Raw genomic sequence first — 21,078 nt, forward strand, 5'->3', positions numbered from 1 at the left:
GGATGAGTACTCAATCTATTTCGACTCGTGAAATGCTAACAGGGCCAATTTTTGCTAATAACCCAGTAGCAATGCAGGTGTTGGGTGTTTGTTCGGCGTTGGCGGTAAGTAACTCAATGCAAACCGCATTGGTGATGACCCTAGCGGTGACCTTTGTACTGGTGTTCTCAAACTTGATTATTTCAAGCATACGTTCACTTATCCCAAATAGCGTGCGTATTATCGCGCAAATGACGGTGATTGCATCACTGGTGATTGTGGTTGATATGGTGCTACAAGACGTAGCCTATGAACTATCACGTCAGTTATCGGTATTCGTTGGTTTGATTATTACCAACTGTATCATCATGGGCCGTGCAGAAGCATTTGCCATGAAAAATCCGCCGCATTTAGCCGTGGTAGATGCCGTCGGTAACGCGTTAGGTTATGGCGTAATTTTATTAGGTGTGGCGTTTGTTCGTGAATTACTGGGCAGTGGCACACTATTTGGTCATGAAATCCTAAAGACGGTTGAGAATGGCGGTTGGTACCTTGCGAACGAAATGTTCAAACTACCTCCAAGTGCCTTCTTCTTAATTGGCTTAATGATTTGGTCAATTAACGTCATTCAACGTAAGCGAGGCTAAGGGCTGATATGGAACATTATATTAATCTGTTTGTACAAGCCGCGTTTATCGACAACATGGCGCTGTCGTTCTTTATGGGCATGTGTACCTTCTTAGCGGTATCAAAAAAGGTATCAACCTCTTTTGGTCTGGGTATCGCCGTTATTGTGGTGATGACCTTAGCTGTACCACTTAACCAATTGATTTACGCCAATATCCTGGCGCCAGGAGCACTCGCTTGGGCGGGTTACCCTGCATTGGATTTAAGCTACCTGCAGCTCATTACCTTTATTGGTGTGATCGCAGCCTTAGTGCAGATCTTGGAAATGTTTTTAGATAAATACATTCCTGCACTGTATGACTCGTTAGGTATTTTCTTACCTTTGCTAACCGTTAACTGCGCGATTTTCGCGGGCGTTATCTTTATGGCAAACCGCGACTATAACCTTGCTGAGTCAACGGTATTTGCAATGGGTTCAGGCTTTGGTTGGGCGATGGCGATTGTGATGCTAGCGGGTCTACGTGAGCGCATGAAGTTCCATGCTATTCCTGAAGGCTTACAAGGCATTGGTATTGTGTTTATTACCACGGGCTTGATGGCGTTAGGCTTTATGGCTTTCTCCGGTATTTCTATTTAAGGCTGTTTGAGTTTTTAAACCTTAATGAAAACGAATTAAACAAAAGGTAGATTCGATGGAAATGGCAATTGGTATCGGTATGTTCACGTTTGTGGTGAGTATATTGGTAATGGTGATTTTATTCGCCAAGAGCAAACTGGTGTCTACGGGTGATGTGAATATCCGTATTAACGACGACCCTGAAAAAAGTATTTCAACCCAAGCGGGTGACAAGCTTTTAGGCGCGTTAGCAGGTAAAAATATCTTTATTCCATCAGCCTGTGGTGGCGGTGGTACATGTGGTCAATGTCGCGTTAAGGTCAAATCTGGCGGCGGTGAGATCTTAGCCACAGAGCGTGACCATATTAATAAGAAAGAAGCTAAAGAAGGTTGTCGCTTAGCGTGTCAGGTATCGGTAAAAACCGATATGGAACTTGAAGTTGAAGAAGAGATCTTCGGCGTTAAGAAGTGGCAATGTGAAGTTATTTCTAACAATAACCAAGCGACCTTTATTAAAGAGTTATTGCTTAAATTACCTGAAGGCGAAGACGTACTGTTTAAAGCTGGTGGTTATATTCAGATTGAAGCGCCTGCTCATGAAGTCAAATATGCAGATTTTGATATTCCTGCTGAGTACCGTGACGATTGGGAAAAGTACGACCTATTCAAGTTAGTGTCAAAAGTTGACGAAGATGTATTGCGTGCATACTCAATGGCGAACTATCCAGACGAGAAAGGCCGTATCATGCTGAACGTGCGTATTGCTACGCCGCCAAGCGACAATATTGCCCCAGGTAAGATGTCATCGTACATCTTCAACCTAAAAGCGGGTGATAAAGTCACTATCTCTGGTCCATTTGGTGAGTTCTTTGTTAAAGAAACGGACGCTGAAATGGTGTTTATTGGTGGCGGTGCCGGTATGGCACCAATGCGTTCACACATCTTTAATCAGCTTAAAGGTGTTAACACCAAACGTAAGATGAGCTTCTGGTACGGCGCGCGTTCAACTCGCGAAGTATTTTATCAAGAAGACTTTGATACGTTAGCGGCAGAAAACGATAACTTTGTTTGGCATGTGGCATTGTCTGATCCATTACCAGAAGATAACTGGGATGGTTACACAGGCTTTATTCATAATGTACTTTATGAGAATTATCTTAAAAATCATAAAGCGCCAGAAGATTGTGAGTTCTATATGTGTGGACCTCCTATTATGAATTCATCAGTCATCGCCATGCTTGAAAGCTTAGGTGTTGAGCCAGAGAATATTCTGTTAGATGACTTTGGTGACTAACACCTATCACCCGTGAGTGGGCTAAACTAGGGTCAAAGTTATGTGTGGCCCTACACCCACGAGCATGAACTCATCAGTCATCGCGATGCTAGAAAGCCTTGGTGTTGAGCCAGAGAATATTCTGTTAGATGACTTTGGTGACTAGCGCTTATTAGATGGTTTTCAATCTAGAATGAACTAGAGTAGGGTCAAAGTAATCTGTGGCCCTACACCCACAAGCATGAACTCATCAGCTATTGTGATGCTAGAAAGCTTAGGTGTTGAGCCTGAAAATATTCTGTTAGATGACTTTGGTGACTAGCGCTTAATAGATAGTTTTCAATCTAGAATGAACTAGAGTAGGGTCAAAGTAATCTGTGACCCTACACCCACAAGCATGAATTCATCTGTTATTGCGATGCTAGATCTACTTATTGAACCGAGACTCTGAGACAATTACGCAGCTTAATCGCTGCGTTTTTTATATTCGAATATATTTAATATTTAGGCTTTTTGCTATTACTTGATAATAATAAACGAGTTGTTACGGACATGATCTTAAAATGTATCGATAGCGTAAAAATCTGTACTTGTGTGATTTTTTTGGTGTTTTAGTGTTTCATTTTGTAATTATTTGGATTATTGTTTGCGGCGCTAGGAGAGCAGCAGTGTTTAAGGTTATTAAATACTGAGTAATATCAAGGACGCATAATGACAACTTATGCCTATCATATATTTTATCTGCACATCTTCTTCTCTTAGCATTAAACAACAATATAAGGGAATAAATTGATGAGAAAATCAACAACTGCTTTAGCTATTCTATTAGGTCTTTCAAGTGCAAGTGCTGTTGCAGTTCAAGATAACAACTATCAACATGAAGCAGGTCTGAGTTATACAACTAACTCAGAAGAAGTTGGTGATGGTCTGTGGAACGCGAACTATCGTTACTACTTCAAAAGTGTTGAGCAAGGTAAAACACCTTATGCGTTGAACGGATTCTTAGCTCAAGAATCAAATGTCGGTGCAAACTATCAAAACTTCGATCCTACTGATACTGATAGTTATGGTGTTGATGGTACATTGGTTTTTGATTCTAATTGGTTCGTTGGTGCTAATTATCAAAAGTTTGATGTAGCAAACTATGACTTCAATACTTATGGAGCTGAAGTGGGTTATTACTTCAACGATAGCTCTGCAGTATCAGCATTTTATCAAGATGGTGATGATAACTTTACAGAAAACTATGGCTTAAAAGTACGTAGTTATTATGCTTTACAATCTACAGCTGGTATCGATTTCAATGCAAGTTGGACGCACAACGAGTTTGATGATGTGCTAAATGTTGGTGCAGACTGGTATATCAATAACGCTTGGTCTGTAGGGGCTGGTTATACAAATAGCGATTTTGATGATGGTTTCGACATTCGTACTGCTTATTGGCTGCGTATTTCGGACAATTTGTCGGCAAACTTCCACGTTGCGAAAATGCTTGATTCTGATTACGACGGTGTTGGTTTAGGTTTAGGTTTGACTGGTCGATTCTAAGTCCTTATCTACTGATTCAATATGATGAGCGCAGCCTAATGGCTGCGTTTTTTTATGCTTTATTATCATTGTCTTTATTCAACTTGCTTATTTATGTTTAAATTGCGCAGGATTAAATAAATTGCTTGTTCTATCTAAAATCGATGTGAGCCAGCTGGAGATAGAAAAATATGGGGATGGCTGAGTTGTTAATCATCGTTTTAGTCGGTGGGGCATTAGCATTGGGTTATTTGTCGATTTACCCTAAAGTTGCTGCGGGTAATTTTAATAAGTTGTCAGTGTGTGATCTCGTATGTTCAGTATTTGTATTTACGCTAGTGGGGACTCAATACTGGGGCTCTGACTATGAATTCAGTTTGCTGCTGTTTAGTACGAACTGGTTTTGGTTTACTTTGGTTATCTATGCGCTAATTGAAATCCCGTTAGCGATTTGGTACTTCAAAAAGTATGGCGTTGCGGTTAACGACAACGGAAAAGATAAATAATAACCGAGCCGTTACATTTAATGTTATTGAAGTTGAGTTATTTTCTCCTTGTTTGCGACCTGCAGGCTTTGAATTCTCAACTCTATCTGTTTACTCACGATGAGACTTTTATGGTTTGCTGCTTATCATTGCAGCGTCACAAGATAAAAAAGGTAGACTTGCAGCTAAAGCAGCGCCGTTAAAGACCATCAGTTACTGTAAAAGTTGCAGCCAGTGCAAACAAAAGCGTTAAACCGTGATCGGCTAATCAAACTCAAAATATAGTCACTATAGTGTTAATTCTCTGACAGTTTTTTTTGTATTAGCTGATTATAATCCGCCTCAGTTTCCGTACTGTTGAGTTAATTTTCAATGTCTAAACCAGCTTTGCTTCTTTCGGCGTTAGCCTTGTCTTTAAGTTTGTGCTCAGCACAAACCTTTGCTTCTATCGATGGCATGAAACCTAAACCTGTAGCAGGGGCTCCATTAGGTTATATCATTCATAACCCATATGAAAATGCACCACTTACTGCTCTAGTCACTTTAGCGGGTCATACTATTTCGGGCGTAGAAGTCACTGTGCATGCTAATGATGCCGATGGTGTAAGCCTGACTTATCAGGTTGATGATATGCGGGTGATGGATGAAGGCGGCGTACCGATTTTTGGTCTGTATCCAGCATTTATGAATAAGTTTACCGTGAAGTGGATCGAGAACGGAGAGCGTAAATCTCACGATTATCAAATGCTGACGCCAGATATCGACATGGGCTTTTCTGAAAGTCAGTGGGCGAAAGCACCAATTGTTGAAGTTGAGCACGTCGATGCTGACTTTAAAGACAGACTGTACTTTGTTAACTGGACCAATGCCGACGGTAAAGCTGCGCCACTGATGCACAACAACTCCGATGCTCCAGGCGCTTTTTCTTGGGATGGTAAGCCAGGATTTTTCATTATCGATACCGCGGGTGATATTCGCTGGTATATGAATCCTTATACCACTCATGACGCCAAAACCTACGACAATGCAGGTTACGCTATGGGGATGAACGTCACTAAAGACGGCAACATGGTGTGGGTGCAGGGCCAAGGCTGGAAAAAGATGTCGATCATGGGGCGAATGATCTCTGAGCACAACTTACCGGGTAACTTTATTGATGCCTCCCATGAGGGCATTGAAGGCGCTAACGGTAACGTATTTATTCGCGCAGCGGCTAAAGATTACCGCACCGCTGATGGCCGCTTGGTGAATACCGTGCGCGATCAGATTATTGAAGTGGATAACACTGGTAAGTTAGTTGATTACTGGGACTTAAACACCATCTTAGATCCTATGCGCGATGCAGCGCTGTTATCCCTTGATGCGGGCGCAGTGTGTTTAAACATTAACCTTGACGATGCGGGTCATCAAACCACAGAAGAAGATTTAGCGAAAGCACCATATGGCGATATTCATGGCGTTGCTACGGGTCGTAACTGGGCGCATGTTAACTCGATTGAATATGATCCAACAGATGACAGCATCATTTTGAGTTCGCGTCATCAGTCTGCTGTGTTTAAAATTGGCCGCGACAAGCAAGTGAAGTGGATTTTAAGTGCCAGTAAGGGCTGGAGCGACAAGTTCCAAGACAAGCTACTTAAGCCTATCACGGCTGACGGTGAACCAATTTGGTGTAACGAGAAAGGCGCATGTCAGGATAAAGGTTTTGACTTTAGCTGGACATCACACACAGCGTATTTGGTGCCAGAAAAGGGGACCTTGACTGTGTTTGATAACGGTGATGGTCGTGATTTAGGTCAGCCGATGTTTGCCAACGAAAAGTACTCTCGCTCAGTTGAGTATAAAATCGATGAGCAAAATATGACTGTGCAGCAAGTTTGGGAATACGGTAAGGATGAACTGGGCTATGAAGGCTATTCGCCAGTGACATCTATCGTTAAATACCAAGCGGATAAAGACAGTATGATGAGCTACTTCGCTTCTGCCGGTCTGTTTGGTTTAGGTGGTGGTTACGGTAACTTAAAGATGGATGACACTACGGGTAAGGTACAATCTATCTTAGTTGAGCACAGATACGGCGAAACTAAGCCTGCTGTTCGCATCAATATCGACAGCCATGATATGTTTGCGACGGGTTACCGCGCTCAGGTTATTCGCGTCAATGAGATGTTGAAATAACAGTGATATGTTGAAATAACAGTGATATGTTGAAATAACAGTGAGATGCTAAAGTGATTCAGTGCTGAAGTAATCGGTTGCAGAATCGAACCCACCAATAAAAATAGCGCCATTAAGGCGCTATTTTTGTATCTGTAGCTCGGCTATTAACTAACGTGCGGTTGCCGCTTTCATATTACGGGTAAATTCCGCAAGGGCGCTTAATAGCGCGGCTTCGTTGTTTTTATTGGCTTCAATAATTTTAACCACAGCAGAACCTGAAATTGCGCCAGCAGCGCCAGCATCAATTGCCTCTTTGACTTGAGCGGGTTCGGCAATACCAAAACCTAATAGTGGCGGCGCGCCATTAAACTCTTTCAGACGATTAAGAATATCGGTGATTGGCATACCCGCTTTTGACTCTGTGCCTGTTACACCTGCGCGCGATAACAAGTAGGTGTAACCTTCGCCTTTTTCGCTAACTAACTTTAAGGTATCGCTGTCGGCATTTGGTGGCGCGATAAAGATAGGGCACACACCATGCGCTTTAGCTGACTCGATAAACGGCGCAGCTTCTTCCACTGGCACATCGGCAATCAATACCGAGTCGACACCGGCGGTTTGGCATTTTGCGTAAAATGCATCAACACCATTCGCGAACACGAGATTAGCGTACAGTAATAGGCCAATCGGTAGCTCAGGGTATTTAGCACGAATGCTCGCTAGCATCTCAAAGCACTGACTTGGTGTGGTACCGGCGGCCAAAGAGCGTAAATTAGCGCCTTGAATAACAGGACCATCGGCTAGAGGGTCTGAAAATGGAAAGCCTAGCTCTAGGGCATCGGCGCCGTTTGCAACTAAGGTGTCGATGATTTTTAGTGATAATTCTGGTGACGGATCACCTAAGGTCACGAATGGCACAAATGCGCCTTGGTTTTTTTCATTTAGGGCGGCAAAGGCTGCCTGGTAACGTTGACTCATTGCCACTCTCCTAGTTGTTTTGCTTGTTAGTTTGTTGCTCAACTTCTTGTTGCTCAAGAATGTCCGCAACCGTGAAGATATCTTTGTCGCCGCGGCCCGACAGATTAACCACTAATAGAGTTTCTTTGGTTGCCTCTTTGGCAAGTTTTACTGCGTAAGCTAAGGCGTGAGCAGACTCAAGCGCTGGAATAATCCCCTCACAGCGTGCCAGCAGCTGGAATGCTTCTAATGCTTCATCATCAGTGGCTGACTCGTAAGTCGCGCGGCCAGTGGCGGCAAGGTGCGCGTGCTGCGGCCCAACCGATGGGAAATCAAGACCAGCAGACACTGAGTAAGATTCCTCGATTTGCCCTTCAACATCTTGCATTAGCGGCGCTTTCATACCAAAGAAAATACCGGTTTTACCATGCTTTAGTGGCGCGCCGTGCATTGGGGTATCAATACCTTTACCCGCAGGTTCTACACCAATCAATGCCACTTCTTCATCATCGATAAAGTCGGCAAACATACCAATGGCGTTAGATCCACCGCCCACGCAAGCGATAACCGCGTCAGGAAGACGACCTTCACGCTCAAGAATTTGCGCTTTGGTTTCTTCACCAATCATACGTTGGAACTCACGCACAATCGTTGGGAACGGGTGTGGACCCGCAGCCGTACCAAGTAGGTAGTGGGCTTTATCATAGCTACCAGACCAGTCGCGCATGGCTTCGTTACAGGCATCTTTTAGGGTGGATGAGCCTGAAGTGACCGGAATAACCTCAGCACCCATGAGTTTCATTCTAAATACGTTTGGTGATTGACGCTCAACATCTTTTGCGCCCATGTACACTTTACATTTAAGACCAAGTAATGCGCAGGCAAGGGCAGTTGCTACGCCATGTTGACCGGCACCAGTTTCTGCAATGATTTCTTTTTTACCCATACGCTTGGCGAGTAATGCCTGACCTAGTACCTGGTTAGTCTTGTGAGCGCCGCCGTGCAGTAAGTCTTCACGCTTTAGGTAAATTTTAGCCAGTGGGTTAGGGCTTAAATTACGGGTTAAAGTCAACGCCGTTGGACGGCCAGCATAGTTCTTTAATAGCTCGGTAAACTCCTGTTGAAAGCTTTCATCTTGTTGGGCTTCAATAAAAGCGCTTTCAAGCTGCTTAAGTGCAGGCATTAAGATTTGTGGTACGTACATACCACCGTATTCCCCAAAGTATGGGTTTAACTTGCTCATGTTCTTGTCCTATTTCTTTTCAATTTGTGGCCACAGGGGCTTTGCCTGTGGTGATAATTCTGTTTGCGTTCACTTCAGTTCTGCTTGCTTAAGTTCTGTTTGCTTCAGTTCTGATTAGCTTAGTGCTGACGCAAAAGCTTAAACGCTGCGCTAATTTTACTTGGATCTTTAATGCCAGGGCTTTGCTCAAGGCCTGAGTTAAAATCTAAGCCATAAAATCCTTGGGCGGCAGCATCGAGGGCATTGTCTGGGCTTAACCCTCCAGCAAGTAATGCCGTCTCTTTATTGGGGAGTACAGTTTGCCAGTCAAAAGCTTGGCCTGTACCACCAAATTGGCCAGCAGACTTGCTATCAAATACTACGCGGTCTATCCCCTCTGGGATTATCACTGAGTCATTATTATCAAGGCTGACAGCAACGGCTTTCCAGATTTGAGTTTGGCACTTAAGCTCTGCAAAAATGGCTCTTAACGCATCGATTTCTAGTGCGGTTTCATTACCGTGCAATTGCACCGCATAAAGGTTTAACTCCACTGCGAGTTGGGCAATCACATCGGTGGTCTCATTCACAAATACGCCAACCAAATTGAGTTTAGTGCCGCTGTTGTTAAGCTCTGTGACTAACTCTAGTGCTTGCTCTGGCGTTACCGCACGCGGAGATTTCTTCGCAAAGATAAGGCCGCCGTAGACTGCGCCAGCTTTGGCTGCGGCTTGCATATCTTCAAGGCGAGTTAGGCCGCAGATCTTGTTGTGGCCAAAGGTTAATGTACGGCAAGCAAGGTCTAAATCATCTTCTGCCATTAACGAGCTGCCAACTAAGAAGCCATCGACTAATGGCGCTAAACGGCGAACTTGGGCTTGGTTATAAATGCCTGATTCGCTAATCACCACTCTGTCTGCCGGAATATGCGGTGCAAGTTCCTCTGTGGTAGCAAGGTCTGTCGATAGATCGCGAAGATTACGATTATTAATGCCGATGATTTTTGCGTTAAGTGCAATGGCGCGAGTCAGCTCAGCTTCATTACTGACCTCAGTTAAGATATCGAGTTGATACTTAGCCGCTTCGGTGGCTAGTGCTTGGTAGCGATTATCATCGAGTACAGAAAGCATTAACAATATTGCATCGGCGCCTTGATGAGCAGCTAACTTAACTTGGTATTCATCAACGAAAAAGTCTTTACACAAAATAGGCTGAGTGACGCGAGCACGTACACGCGGGATATAATCCATATCACCTTGGAAGAACTGTTCATCAGTTAATACCGAAATACCCGCCGCGTAGTGGTTATAAACATCGGCAATGGCATCGACATCAAACACATCACGGATAAGCCCTTTTGATGGACTGGCTTTTTTACACTCTAAAATAAAGCCTGCATTGGGCGCTTTAAGGGCATCAAATAAGCTTCTGTCTGAGACCTTAGGTGTTAATGTGGCTTCAGGAAAGCGCTGTTTTAATGAATCAATATGTGCAGCCTTGGTATCAACAATTTTTGTTAATACGTTACTTTCTTTTACCGCGGGTGCATCTCTTAAATCCGTGCTCACATTAAGCTCCTTTACCGGCTTGGCTAGCGTCGCTAAGCAGGGTCAATAATTGGTAGGCTTTACCGCTGTTTATGGTCTCGAGTGCTAACGCTGTGCCTGATTTAATATCATCGCAAACGCCTGCTACATAAAGCGCACAGCCAGCATTGATGGCAACGGCGTTCATGTGAGCGCTTTGACCTGTACCTTGTAAAATAGCGCGAGTGTACGCGGCATTTTCATCCGGTGCGCCGCCTTCTAAATCTGTTAGTTTTGCTTCTGTTACGCCAAGCATGGCAGGGGTAATCGTATATTCGATGATAGCGCCATCTTTTAGCTCATTGACTAAAGTGTCGCCATGCAGCGCGACTTCATCAAGGCCGCTACCGTGCACCACCATGGCGCGCTTAATACCAAGGGCTTTTACGACCTCAGCAATAGGGGCAACGAGTTCTGGGCTATATACACCAAGTAACATAAAGTCAGGGCGAGACGGGTTAATCAGTGGCCCTAATACATTAAATAGAGTGCGAGTTTTTAGTGCTTGGCGAACAGGTACTGCATGAGCCACGCCGCCGTGATAGTGCGGCGCAAACAAGAAGCACAGACCTAGCTCATCTAAGCAGTCACGCGCCGTTTCTGGTGCCATAGTTAAATCGATACCAAATTGCGCTAATAAGTCAGATGATCCAGATTTACTCGATACGCTGCGGTTGCCGTGTTTAGCAACCTTTGCGCCTGCAGCCGCTGCGACAAACGCAGCAGTGGTTGAGATATTAATGGTGTTGTGACCATCGCCACCTGTACCAACTATATCGACAATACCTTGTTTGACGGTTGCTTCACTCGGCGTCGGGAAGGCTTTAGCAGCTGCGCGTAGTGCATCTGCTGCACCTGAAATTTCATCAATGGTTTCACCGCGCATCTTCATCGCAACGAGCATACCCGCCATGGTGACTTCATTCATCTCGCCTTGAATAATTTGGCTAAATAGCGCTTTCGCTTGTGCTCGCGTTAAGCTATCGCCCTGATAAAGTGTTTCGATAAGGGCTGCAGTCGGTTTGATTTCTGTTTGAGTCATTATCTTATCCTTTATCGTTATGCTGGCCGCTTTGCTTCAATGCGTGCGCTAAATAATCTAAGCTTTGTACTAATAGTTGGCTACCTAAAGTCGTTAAAATTGACTCGGGATGAAACTGAAAGCCAACCGCTTTATCTTGGCGGTGAATAATCGCCATTGGCATCTCTTCTGTGGTGGCAATCACTTCTAAACAATCAGGTACTTTGGTCGCCACTAAGCTGTGATAACGGGCTACAGGCAGCGGTGAGGGTAAGCCGCTAAAGATATCCTCACCGTTGTGGTAAGTCGGGCTAGCCTTACCGTGCACCACTTGGTCTGCACGCTCAACTTTACCGCCATAATGCTCAACTAAAGCTTGGTGCCCAAGGCATATACCTAGCATAGGTACTTTACCAGCGACACATTCAATTAAGGCCATTAATGAACCTGCTTCATGGGGCGCGCCAGGTCCTGGAGATAATACTAATGCTGTAGGTACGGTTTCGTTTAATAGCTTGCTGGCAATAAAGTCGGCGTCTACATCGTTACGGTAAATCACCACTTCATAGCCTAAGCTTCTGAACTGATCCACTAGGTTGTAGGTGAATGAGTCGAAGTTATCCAGTAGATAGATTTTCATCGTCCACCTCCCATTTTAATCGCTGAAATAACCGCTTGTGCCTTTTGACGAGTTTCGTCTGCTTCTGCTTGTGGATCTGAGTCGAACACCACGCCTGCACCCGCTTGAATAAAGGCGGTTCCCTCTTTGACAAAAGCGGATCGGATAACAATACAGGTATCCATATCGCCTAGGCCATTTAAGTAACCGACCGCTCCGCCGTAACTGCCGCGACGAGTCTTTTCAGCGCCGCGAATAAGCTGGGCTGCGCTAACTTTTGGCGCGCCAGTTAAGGTGCCCATGTTCATGCAAGCTTGGTAGGCGTGCAGAGCATCTAAATCGTTGCGAAGCTGACCGGTAACACGGCTAACAAGGTGCATCACATGGCTATATCTATCGACTTTTAAAAGCTCTGGTACTTTACGGGTACCACTTTGGCTAATGCGAGCGATATCGTTACGGGCAAGATCGACCAGCATGATGTGCTCTGATAGCTCTTTCTTATCTAAGCGCAGCTCAAGCTCATTGCGGCTATCAAGATCAAAATCAATTTCACCGCTGGCAGTTTTGCCGCGCTTGCGGGTGCCGGCAATTGGGTAGATCTCGACTTGATTGGTTTGTGCTTCATATTTGAGCGCACTTTCTGGCGATGCGCCAAATAAGGTGAAGTCATCACCGCGAAAGTAAAACATGTAAGGACTAGGATTTGTCAGTCTTAATGCGCGGTAAGCACCTAACGTGTTTGGGCAAGGTAGGCTAAAGCTGCGCGATGGTACGACTTGAAAAATATCGCCAGCAATAATGTGCTGTTTGAGATCAATGACGGTACTTTTAAAATCATTGTCTGAAATATTAACTTGGGTGTCGGCATCAATGCTGATGAGTTCTGCTACCAGCGGTAATGACTGGCAAGCTTGTTGTAACTCAGCCATACGCTGAGCCAGTGACACGCTAACGCTATCAAGTGGGCTTTGCGCTGGTTGTACAAACTGGTGGGTAACAATTTCAGCACTTTGCTGCTGATGATCAACAAGAATAAGGGTTTCTGCTAGATAAAACAGGTAATCAGGGCAGGTGTTATCACCCTCTGGTACGCTTGGTAGTGGCTCTACTGTATCGATAAGATCATAAGCCAATACGCCGCCTAAAAACAGGTCTTCAAACTCAGGGCTTTCATCACAGCGAATGTGCTTCACTAACAGTCTTAAACCATCGAGTGGTGAGGTTGATTTTAAACGTGCATCTTCATCAAGCTGGCTAGCATCTTTGTGTAACGTAAGGCTTAAGTTCGCTGTATCAGATTGATTTATTTCTGTAGCTGGAAAATCTTTTTCGAAGAAAGATTTTATAGGTAAAAGCAGGGCTTGACCGTTATCTGTTAAGGCGTCAAACGTAAGCTGGTAGCCATCACAACGGATCTTCATCGCCGCATGAGTTAAGACGATGCTTTTTAAGTGGTCTTTGCTGTCTATTTCAGCAGATTCCAGCAGCATAGTATGAGGCGCATCTTGAGTCACATGCTGATATAAGCGTAGCGGATCATCGTGATAAGCCAACTGCTGTTTTTGAGTGACGACTCTAGCGATAGTCTCAGTAGTCATTTTGATGCTCCTGCCTTGTAGGGTGACGCATTATTCATTGTTTTATCTCACTTTATCTTATACCAACCGGCTTAACTAGAAGATTTGATTGGTCATTCCCCGCTGCCTTGGGCTTGTCGTTTCTCGCTATTTAAAAGTTAGATACAAGAAAGCCCGCAACATGTGCGGGCTTTTTTGTTGAATCTTGTCTCAATATTTTGAGTACACAGTTCCACACCACCCGCTAAGTTGGGAAGTGACACCACCAATTAATGTTTTGGAAAGTTGTAAACTGTGTCATTTGAAATTCACTTGTTTGTTTTAGTGGGTATATAAAAACATTTACGAGACAAATCTGTCAATCGAATATTGTTGTTTTTGAATGATCTTCATCAAATAAATGAACGGGTCGACCAAAAACAATTAATAAATTGATTTTCCCCTTAAATTTGAGTGGAATTCACTAAAAATTTAACTTGTAAATATTATGAACCTTGCTGGAAATAGCTGCCTATGACTACAGGCTGAGCAACAATTAAGCGTGATATAAGCGTTGTGATTGAAAATTGTACTTGCTCTATGGGGTTTTATTGCCATCTTTGTGAGCTTTAGCACTATTGCTATATTGGTAAGCTTGAATGAACTCTCGTTGGCTGTCTATGTGTAGCTTAATTGTTGCATTTACAGTATGTTCACAGCGAGTAAAGTTGCATTAGCTTAAGCTAATCTAGATTCTGCATGATGGATTCAGAGTTAAGTTATGACGAGTACATTTGACTAATTAAATTCACACCACAAGGAGAGTGTAAAATGAGAGGGTTCATTCTAAGTTTATTACTTTTTTCACCGCTTTTATTGGCTGATGATTTGGTTCTAGCTAAACAAGCAAAGTTGAAGTCAGCAGTATTGGCTGAAGATAGAAATATGCTGATAAAGCTGCCAGAACACTATCATGATTCAGAGGGGACTTATCCAGTGTTGTATCTGTTGCATGCTCAGTGGGATATGCTGTCAGCGTTATCGGTGATTGATTTATTGGCTGAACAAGTGCCTAATTTTATCGTTGTCGGTATCGAAAGCCGGGGCAAATAGCTTAGTCCTAATGCTGGACAGGTGACGCCTTTAGCGAAGTTTTTATCTGAGGAACTTAAACCCTATATCCAGAAACATTATCGAACGTCGTCTTATAGCATCTTATCTGGTCATTCAAACTCTGGACGTTTTGTATTGGATAACTGGCTCAATAAGCATGCAGACTTCTCACAATATTTTGCATTTAGCCCCTCACTCGATGATGGTTATATTGTGGAGCAGCTTGAGAAAACGGCATTAGCAGATTTACAACAAGCTCGACCTCTATTAGTGACAATGGCTAGCGAAGGTGAGCATATGCAAGCACCATTTGCTGCTTTGCAGAAAAGACTATCAGAAATTTCAGATAAGTCTTATGTGTTTAAAATATTTCCTAACGAATCTCACCGCACCACAAAGCATGCTTCAATGCAGTTTGCGTTACAAACGACATTCACTGGTTGGCAACCTTCGTATGAGATTAAAGTCTCGGGGATTGACGCGCTTTCAAAGCACTATAAAGACTTGTCCGACAAATTTGGATTTCAAGTCGATGTACCTAATTCGACGTTACAAAAACTTGTGGCGCATTATGCTGTTAGTGAAGCGCCAAAATCTAAGCAGGCATTAAAGAAACATATTGCCTTTGCTATCGCACAAAGCCCTGCGGGCATCAATTCATTATTTGAAATTGCTGACTATTTGCAGGCAAATAATTATGTGCCTGCTGGGCAGTTAGTCTTGGATGAGATCTGTAATCAAGATAATGAGAATTTGAGGTGTGATAACTCGTAGTGTTAAAAGAAAAGGCAGCGTAATAGCTGCCTTTTAGAATGCTAGATAGTGACTTGCATTTAAGCAAACTTCTTATCCAGAAAACCGATGATCTCAGATGATTCATACATCCAAGTAGATTGACCGTTTTCTTCAATTTTCATACATGGCACTTGTAGCTTACCGCCGCCATTTAGCAAGGTGCTCTTATGCGGCTCTTGTTTGGCATCCAAGGTCACAATGTTCAAACCTTGGCGACGTAATGAGCGACGCACTTTTACGCAAAATGGACATGCTTTGTATTCGTAAATAGTCATGTTGCTGGTGGCGCTGTCGATTTTTTTTTGTTCTTCTGCCGGACGCTTTAGTTTTTTAGGCGCAAAAACAAAGTTTAAAAACAAAATGATACGGCCTAATACCCAACGAATGATAAACATTAACTACCTCTGATGTATTGATTCTCGCGCCGATTTTAACCCAAGCGTTACAGGGTTGAAAGTATTGATTAAAGATCTTTACAGCTGTTTTACGCTTGACTCCAATGGGGTTGCCCATGTTTAAGGAGCTGATTATTTATAATGGATAACGCCGCGTTATCAGCACATAAGCAAAGTGGCTGACGAAAAGTTAAAAGCTGTTGTTTGAAGTCAACTTGCGCAAAAAAATCGTTAGATATATGAGGAGCAAACAGGAAATCGACAAGGTTTAGCGCCGTTAAATCTGTTAGGTCGCAATGGTTGTTATCACCACAAAGTACTGCGCTGCTGATATTGGGTGTCATAATCATTGCGCCAGCACTGACGCCAATGAGGCCGCCACCATTAACCACAAATTGGCGAAGTACCGGTAATAGGGCTCTTTGTTTGAGTGCAGCTAAAAAGCGAAACGTGTCGCCGCCAGACAGATGAATAGCGTCACATGCGAGCAAAGCCTCTAGGCTGCTTTGTGAAAATTCTGACTCCAATTCAAGGTAGACAGATAGTTCTGCGTTAAGTCGCTTATACAGCTGTTGCGTTTGTTGGTAATACTCTCGCGCAGGATCTGGTTGTGAGGCGATATAGCCGATTTTAATGGCGGCGCCCTTGTTTGCTGTTTTGCTGGTTATTATTGCGTTGAGTACTGATTCGATAGCCTTGTGGGCGTTTTCGCTATTGGGGTCACTTAAGAAAGCGAGCTTCATATTCAATCCTTTGAGCTTATAAACGTCGATATATAGTCAGCTTATCTTGAACAACCACAATTGTTAAGGTGCATTAATCGAAAATCCTCAATGTGTACACACATCCTAGGATATAGCGTTAATACAAGGCATATCGATAAAAAAGCACGCGATTAAGCGTGCTTTCACAGTGAGTTGTTTCGCTAATTAGCGCCGAGCGTTAACAGTGCTTGGCTTGCTCCAGTATTGAGTTCTACTCGACTATCAAGCAGGAATACCCGTTCTGGAGCAATGCCTTTTTGCTCGATTAAATAGGTTTTTACTGCGTTAGCACGGCTTTGAGCAAGTTTACCTAAGGCCTGCTCACTGACGCGTTGTGCACTTAAGGCAAAGTTATATAGCGCAATGTGCCAACGCTCGGTAAGTTGCTCATCAGTGAGTTGTTGTTCGCCTTGATGTTCAGCCTCAATCTTATCTTTAACGAGCTCTGCTGGGCTGCCAATCTCAGTTTCATACAGCGATATTAACGCAGCAGGCAATGGACCTTGGGTTGGATAACGACTGGCTGACAGATCTTGCGGTAATTGGTCTATGTTGATTTTTGCAATTTGTGCGAGTTTCGTTTGTAGCCGCAGCTCGCTCATTGCTTGGCTATCATTGGGCATATTTACGCCACCTTCAACGCTTAACGTCAGCATTGGTCTATCGCTTAAGCCTTTAGCAAGTTTGTCTAAAGTGGCTTGTTGTTGATCATCTAAGCTGGCTTGACCTGCATCAAAACTAATTTTATCTAACTCGTCAGCATCGTCTCCAAGTAAACCTGCTAATAGGCTAAATGGTGCGGTTACGGCTTTGGTGATCACATTCGTAAAAGCGGTCATCACAATACTGCCAATACTAAAACTCGGATCATCAACATCCCCCGATACTTGCAGACCTAAATCAATCACGCCGTGTCTGTCCTGTAATAGCGCAATGGCGAGTGTTACTGGCAATGTGGTAGCAAGGCTACTGTCACTTGGTTTACCTAGCTTTAATTGGTCGACGACTAGATGGTTATCCCCTACGAGTTGGTTTTTATCCAGTTTATAATTGAGATCTAACGACAGTAAGCCCTTGTCTATGTAGTAACCCGCATAAGTGCCTGAGTATGGATTAACTGATGTTAGCTCAACATGCTTAAAACTTAGGGCGAGATCGAGATAAGGCTGCGCAAGTAGTGGGTTGATGTCACCTTTTAAGCTAACTGGCGCATAGCGGTCAATTTTACCTTTAATATCAACCGATGCCGTTTGTTCACTGCTAGAAGATAGCTTGCTGATCTCACCCTCTAAATGCTCGATACTAGCGGCAAAGTTTGGCGTTAACGAGTTATCAGCAAAGAAAGTCGAACCATCTTTAACACTTATTTTATTGATTGTTAGCGCTAAAGGTGAGGCTGATTCATGTTGTTTGCTCGATAGCTTAGCTGCTACAGCAGGTGTTTCTTTAGCTTGATTCGTCGTTGTTTGTTCACCAGTAGTTTGCTCTGTGACAATTAAGTCACCGATATTAGTGGTTTTATCTTTAGCAATAATGATTCGGCCAAAAGGCTTATTTAGTGCAATATGGTCAATACTGAGACTATTAGCTGCACGGTCAAAAGTAAGCTGGTTGATTGTTAATGCTTGCCACTTTAGCAGCTCTTTTTTCTGTACAGTGTCTTTTATCAGTAAGTCATTAATATCGACAGTGCCGGAATAAATGGCTTGCTTTGACTTGGCATCAAAACTGACAGAGCCCTGGGTGCTAAAGTCACCTTTTTTAAGGTTTATATTCACATAGGGGCTCAAATAAGCTTGCAGTTGTGGCAGTGAAAAATCGATTACAGCCAACTTAGCGTTGAGTTTTTGCTTGATGGCATCGACGCTGCCACTCGACTTGACTGTTCCTTGTTGGTTAATGTTAAGCGCAAGCTGGTAATCAATAGGCGTTGCAAGATCGGCATTGATAACGCCTGTACTAAAATTTATGTCATCGATTTGCCATTGGGTATTTTTAGTCAGTAATTGCTCACTGATATTGACTTGATAGTCTTTAAGCTCAATAGCACTTAACACGGCATGCCAAGGGCGAGACTCTGCTGCTGGTTGCTGTTTGGTATCAGCAACTTCTATTGTGGCTTTAGATTGTTGATTAGCACTGTTTGTCGATGCTTGCGATGTAATAGGCGTAAATAGCTGAGCTAAATCAATTCCGCTTTTATTTAGCTTAGCATTGACAACTAGCCCCTTGGTGTCGAGTAACTCTGCACTTACAGATTGCTGATTAAAATCAAATGCAATGCCTTTTAAAGCTATCATTGGAAGGTTAACAATGGATTGCTTTCGATACTCAAAATTAATATCCGCTAACTGCAGTAAACCTTGGTTGGTGAGAAACTGTAATTTGTCATCTTGCAGCTGTAATTGATAGTGAGTCGATAAACTCAAATGACCAGATGTGAGCGTTGGTGCGAATTGCTCTGAGATAAAAGACCAAAATTGTGGTAGCTGTATGTTACTCAGTTGCAGATCGCCAACGATGTTTAGAGGCGAGAGTTGTACTAAACCTTGAGTGGCTATTTCGCCGCCTTTACGCCCAGTAATCTGAAGTGCATAGTGATTGGTCTGCTGAGCATTGCCAAGGTTATTAAGCGAGGTTGAAATGGCGTGTTTTGAATCGAAATAAGCAACGTCAAGGTTGAGCTGCGGGTAGTGCAGCTGGCTATTGGTCACTTCATCGATAAAGTTAAGATCGGCATTAACAATACTTAAGTTACTGACAATAAAGTGCGGAATGGCCGCAGAATTTTGCTCGGGATTCGCTTCTCGATTATCAGCCTGTTCTTTAGCCCGATTGGCTAATGTCTCTATGATATCGGAAAAATTAAAGCGTAATGTTTGTTTGGCGGCGATACGCTCGATATTAGCACTTGGCGCCGTCAACGTAACATCAGCGATACTAAAGGCAGTGTTATATAGAGAATGCCAAAACTGGTATTCGAAGCTTAGCTGATTAAAACCGACGAAGTCTTGATTATCAGTTTCATAAATTTTGAATCTATCAATGACCACTTCAAGGGTAAATGGATTTATCTTGACGTCTTCAAGGGTTACTGGGCGCAGTATTAGCGCTGATAGTTGTTTTGGAACTTGCTGAACCGCTATGTAGGGCACCAGCAAACCAAGAAGTGCAGTGAAGCTCAAGTAAATAGCACTCAAGATAATGATCATGCGCTGATATTTGGGACGCTGACGATAGCCATTAACGATTGGTTTAAGAAACTTATTGATAAAAGACATACTAACCTTTGTCGATTGGTTTCTGGCAGAGTGCGTGTCATGCTAACAAGAGACTTAAAAACGCTGTTTGTTAAAGCTTGATACTTGCCTTACTAATTTTAGCTTCATTATCAAGTAAACGACGCTAGGATCATAATAATTTCCATTAAATATCTTTAAATCATTAACTAATGAAAACAGTTGTTACAGTTGGGGTTGTATTGTGAGCAATTTAATCAAGCAGGTTGCATAGTTAATTAAAAAAATACATGGGCTGGCGTTAATTGATGTTAGCGGAATGAAATAAGCGTGATGGCGGCTATTGCCTCGGGTCTTTCTTGGTTGATACCATAGCGCGGTTTCAATCTTGCTTTGGGGAATTAGCTTGAATAAAAGTGTTATGACTAATCTGCTAGCGGCCATCTTGGTAGCTGTGGGTTACTTTTTTGCTCTGCCAATCGTATTAACTGTTGGTTTGTTTGCGCTTTCTGGTGCAGTGACTAACTGGCTTGCTATTCATATGCTGTTTGAAAAGGTTCCAGGTTTATATGGCTCTGGTGTCATTCCTTCACGCTTTGAAGAGTTTAAATCGGCAATAGCCAATTTGATGATGAAGCAATTTTTTACAGAAGAGAATATCGACCGATTTCTTTCAGGTGAGGGCGGAGTAGAGAAGCAACTTAATCTACAGCCTGTGATTGAGAAAATTGATTTGTCGCCAGCTTTCGATGCGTTAGTGAAAACAGTTGAGCAGTCTTCACTTGGTGGAATGTTAGCCATGTTTGGTGGCAGTGACGCGATTACACCCTTGCGTGAGCCTTTTATTGAAAAAATGAAGAGCTCATTAAGTGAAATTGCTCAAAGTGATGATTTTTATGCGTTAGTTAAAGCTGAGCTTGAGCAACCAGATATGATTGCCGATATGCGCGCTAAAGTGGAAGAAATTGTCACCCAGCGACTTAATGAACTAACACCGCAACTCGTTAAAGAGATCGTACAAGAGATGATCCGCGAACATTTAGGTTGGCTTGTGGTTTGGGGCGGGGTATTTGGTGGCTTAATCGGTTTAGCTGCTGCGCTTATTCAAGCTTGATAGATTAAAACTGATTTAGATTGAAAG

General features: G+C 43.3%; 16 protein-coding genes and 1 pseudogene. 8 read left to right on the forward strand and 9 right to left on the reverse strand.

What is annotated here, in order from left to right; genetic code table 11:
- Positions 1–2: 2 nt before the first annotated feature.
- The 6 genes from L2748_RS10925 (at position 3) to L2748_RS10950 (ending at position 6,685) form a co-directional block, all read left to right on the forward strand.
- Positions 3–626 (forward strand): NADH:ubiquinone reductase (Na(+)-transporting) subunit D, encoded by a 624-nt coding sequence (locus L2748_RS10925; RefSeq protein WP_220782342.1) that lies wholly within the window; start codon positions 3–5, stop codon positions 624–626.
- Positions 627–634: 8 nt separating this feature from the next.
- Positions 635–1,243, forward strand: a complete 609-nt coding sequence (nqrE, locus tag L2748_RS10930; protein ID WP_220782341.1) for an NADH:ubiquinone reductase (Na(+)-transporting) subunit E — start codon at positions 635–637, stop codon at positions 1,241–1,243.
- 55 nt (positions 1,244–1,298) lie between these two features.
- On the forward strand, positions 1,299–2,516 hold the full coding sequence (gene nqrF / locus L2748_RS10935; RefSeq protein ID WP_220782340.1) for an NADH:ubiquinone reductase (Na(+)-transporting) subunit F: 1,218 nt from the start codon (positions 1,299–1,301) through the stop codon (positions 2,514–2,516).
- Positions 2,517–3,287: 771 nt separating this feature from the next.
- Positions 3,288–4,043, forward strand: coding sequence for a putative porin (locus tag L2748_RS10940; RefSeq protein WP_220782339.1), 756 nt, complete (start codon positions 3,288–3,290; stop codon positions 4,041–4,043).
- 176 nt (positions 4,044–4,219) lie between these two features.
- Positions 4,220–4,528 (forward strand): hypothetical protein, encoded by a 309-nt coding sequence (locus L2748_RS10945; protein ID WP_246616217.1) that lies wholly within the window; start codon positions 4,220–4,222, stop codon positions 4,526–4,528.
- A gap of 351 nt (positions 4,529–4,879) precedes the next feature.
- Positions 4,880–6,685: an aryl-sulfate sulfotransferase gene (locus tag L2748_RS10950; protein ID WP_220782337.1), complete on the forward strand. Its 1,806-nt coding sequence runs from the start codon at positions 4,880–4,882 to the stop codon at positions 6,683–6,685.
- 150 nt (positions 6,686–6,835) lie between these two features.
- On the opposite strand, the gene trpA is transcribed toward L2748_RS10950, so the two are convergent.
- The 6 genes from trpA to L2748_RS10980 all read right to left on the reverse strand — a co-directional run bounded on the left by trpA (position 6,836) and on the right by L2748_RS10980 (position 13,673).
- The gene (trpA, locus tag L2748_RS10955; protein ID WP_220782336.1) at positions 6,836–7,645 is read right to left on the reverse strand and encodes a tryptophan synthase subunit alpha; all 810 of its coding nucleotides are present in this window, start codon (positions 7,643–7,645) and stop codon (positions 6,836–6,838) included.
- A 10-nt stretch (positions 7,646–7,655) separates the two neighbouring features.
- Positions 7,656–8,867, reverse strand: a complete 1,212-nt coding sequence (gene trpB, locus L2748_RS10960) for a tryptophan synthase subunit beta (protein WP_220782335.1) — start codon at positions 8,865–8,867, stop codon at positions 7,656–7,658.
- 119 nt (positions 8,868–8,986) lie between these two features.
- On the reverse strand, positions 8,987–10,414 hold the full coding sequence (gene trpCF, locus L2748_RS10965) for a bifunctional indole-3-glycerol-phosphate synthase TrpC/phosphoribosylanthranilate isomerase TrpF (RefSeq protein ID WP_220782334.1): 1,428 nt from the start codon (positions 10,412–10,414) through the stop codon (positions 8,987–8,989).
- A gap of 1 nt (position 10,415) precedes the next feature.
- Positions 10,416–11,474: an anthranilate phosphoribosyltransferase gene (trpD, locus tag L2748_RS10970; protein WP_220782333.1), complete on the reverse strand. Its 1,059-nt coding sequence runs from the start codon at positions 11,472–11,474 to the stop codon at positions 10,416–10,418.
- Positions 11,475–11,478: 4 nt separating this feature from the next.
- Positions 11,479–12,093, reverse strand: a complete 615-nt coding sequence (locus L2748_RS10975) for an aminodeoxychorismate/anthranilate synthase component II (RefSeq protein ID WP_220782332.1) — start codon at positions 12,091–12,093, stop codon at positions 11,479–11,481.
- A complete protein-coding gene (locus tag L2748_RS10980; RefSeq protein WP_220782331.1) occupies positions 12,090–13,673 on the reverse strand; it encodes an anthranilate synthase component 1 in 1,584 nt (527 codons plus the stop codon). The genes L2748_RS10975 and L2748_RS10980 overlap by 4 nt, the downstream gene beginning before the upstream one ends.
- A gap of 789 nt (positions 13,674–14,462) precedes the next feature.
- Here L2748_RS10980 and L2748_RS10985 point away from each other — a divergent pair.
- Positions 14,463–15,518, forward strand: a pseudogene (locus L2748_RS10985) (alpha/beta hydrolase).
- 59 nt (positions 15,519–15,577) lie between these two features.
- Here the strand turns inward: L2748_RS10985 and L2748_RS10990 are convergent.
- From L2748_RS10990 to L2748_RS11000, 3 genes are all read right to left on the reverse strand, one after another.
- Positions 15,578–15,934, reverse strand: coding sequence for a glutathione S-transferase N-terminal domain-containing protein (locus L2748_RS10990; protein WP_220782330.1), 357 nt, complete (start codon positions 15,932–15,934; stop codon positions 15,578–15,580).
- An 89-nt stretch (positions 15,935–16,023) separates the two neighbouring features.
- Complete coding sequence (locus tag L2748_RS10995) at positions 16,024–16,677, reverse strand: Type 1 glutamine amidotransferase-like domain-containing protein (RefSeq protein WP_220782329.1); 654 nt, start codon at positions 16,675–16,677, stop codon at positions 16,024–16,026.
- A gap of 182 nt (positions 16,678–16,859) precedes the next feature.
- Positions 16,860–19,979, reverse strand: coding sequence for a DUF748 domain-containing protein (locus L2748_RS11000; RefSeq protein WP_220782328.1), 3,120 nt, complete (start codon positions 19,977–19,979; stop codon positions 16,860–16,862).
- Positions 19,980–20,343: 364 nt separating this feature from the next.
- Between L2748_RS11000 and L2748_RS11005 the strand changes: the two genes are divergently transcribed.
- The gene (locus L2748_RS11005; protein WP_220782327.1) at positions 20,344–21,051 is read left to right on the forward strand and encodes a DUF445 domain-containing protein; all 708 of its coding nucleotides are present in this window, start codon (positions 20,344–20,346) and stop codon (positions 21,049–21,051) included.
- The last annotated feature ends 27 nt before the right edge of the window (positions 21,052–21,078 follow it).

It is taken from the genome of Shewanella sairae (genome assembly GCF_023283535.1).
GTDB classification, from domain to species: domain Bacteria; phylum Pseudomonadota; class Gammaproteobacteria; order Enterobacterales; family Shewanellaceae; genus Shewanella; species Shewanella sairae.

Excerpts from the sequence above, each read along its gene's own strand:
- trpA (WP_220782336.1), bottom strand. The coding sequence starts at position 7,645 with ATGAGTCAACGTTACCAGGCAGCCTTTGCCGCCCTAAATGAAAAAAAC.
- L2748_RS10925 (WP_220782342.1), top strand. The coding sequence starts at position 3 with ATGAGTACTCAATCTATTTCGACTCGTGAAATGCTAACAGGGCCAATT.
- nqrF (WP_220782340.1), top strand. The coding sequence starts at position 1,299 with ATGGAAATGGCAATTGGTATCGGTATGTTCACGTTTGTGGTGAGTATA.
- L2748_RS11000 (WP_220782328.1), bottom strand. The coding sequence starts at position 19,979 with ATGTCTTTTATCAATAAGTTTCTTAAACCAATCGTTAATGGCTATCGT.
- L2748_RS10975 (WP_220782332.1), bottom strand. The coding sequence starts at position 12,093 with ATGAAAATCTATCTACTGGATAACTTCGACTCATTCACCTACAACCTA.
- L2748_RS10995 (WP_220782329.1), bottom strand. The coding sequence starts at position 16,677 with ATGAAGCTCGCTTTCTTAAGTGACCCCAATAGCGAAAACGCCCACAAG.
- L2748_RS10950 (WP_220782337.1), top strand. The coding sequence starts at position 4,880 with ATGTCTAAACCAGCTTTGCTTCTTTCGGCGTTAGCCTTGTCTTTAAGT.
- trpB (WP_220782335.1), bottom strand. The coding sequence starts at position 8,867 with ATGAGCAAGTTAAACCCATACTTTGGGGAATACGGTGGTATGTACGTA.
- L2748_RS10940 (WP_220782339.1), top strand. The coding sequence starts at position 3,288 with ATGAGAAAATCAACAACTGCTTTAGCTATTCTATTAGGTCTTTCAAGT.
- nqrE (WP_220782341.1), top strand. The coding sequence starts at position 635 with ATGGAACATTATATTAATCTGTTTGTACAAGCCGCGTTTATCGACAAC.
- L2748_RS10980 (WP_220782331.1), bottom strand. The coding sequence starts at position 13,673 with ATGACTACTGAGACTATCGCTAGAGTCGTCACTCAAAAACAGCAGTTG.
- trpD (WP_220782333.1), bottom strand. The coding sequence starts at position 11,474 with ATGACTCAAACAGAAATCAAACCGACTGCAGCCCTTATCGAAACACTT.
- L2748_RS10945 (WP_246616217.1), top strand. The coding sequence starts at position 4,220 with ATGGCTGAGTTGTTAATCATCGTTTTAGTCGGTGGGGCATTAGCATTG.
- L2748_RS10990 (WP_220782330.1), bottom strand. The coding sequence starts at position 15,934 with ATGTTTATCATTCGTTGGGTATTAGGCCGTATCATTTTGTTTTTAAAC.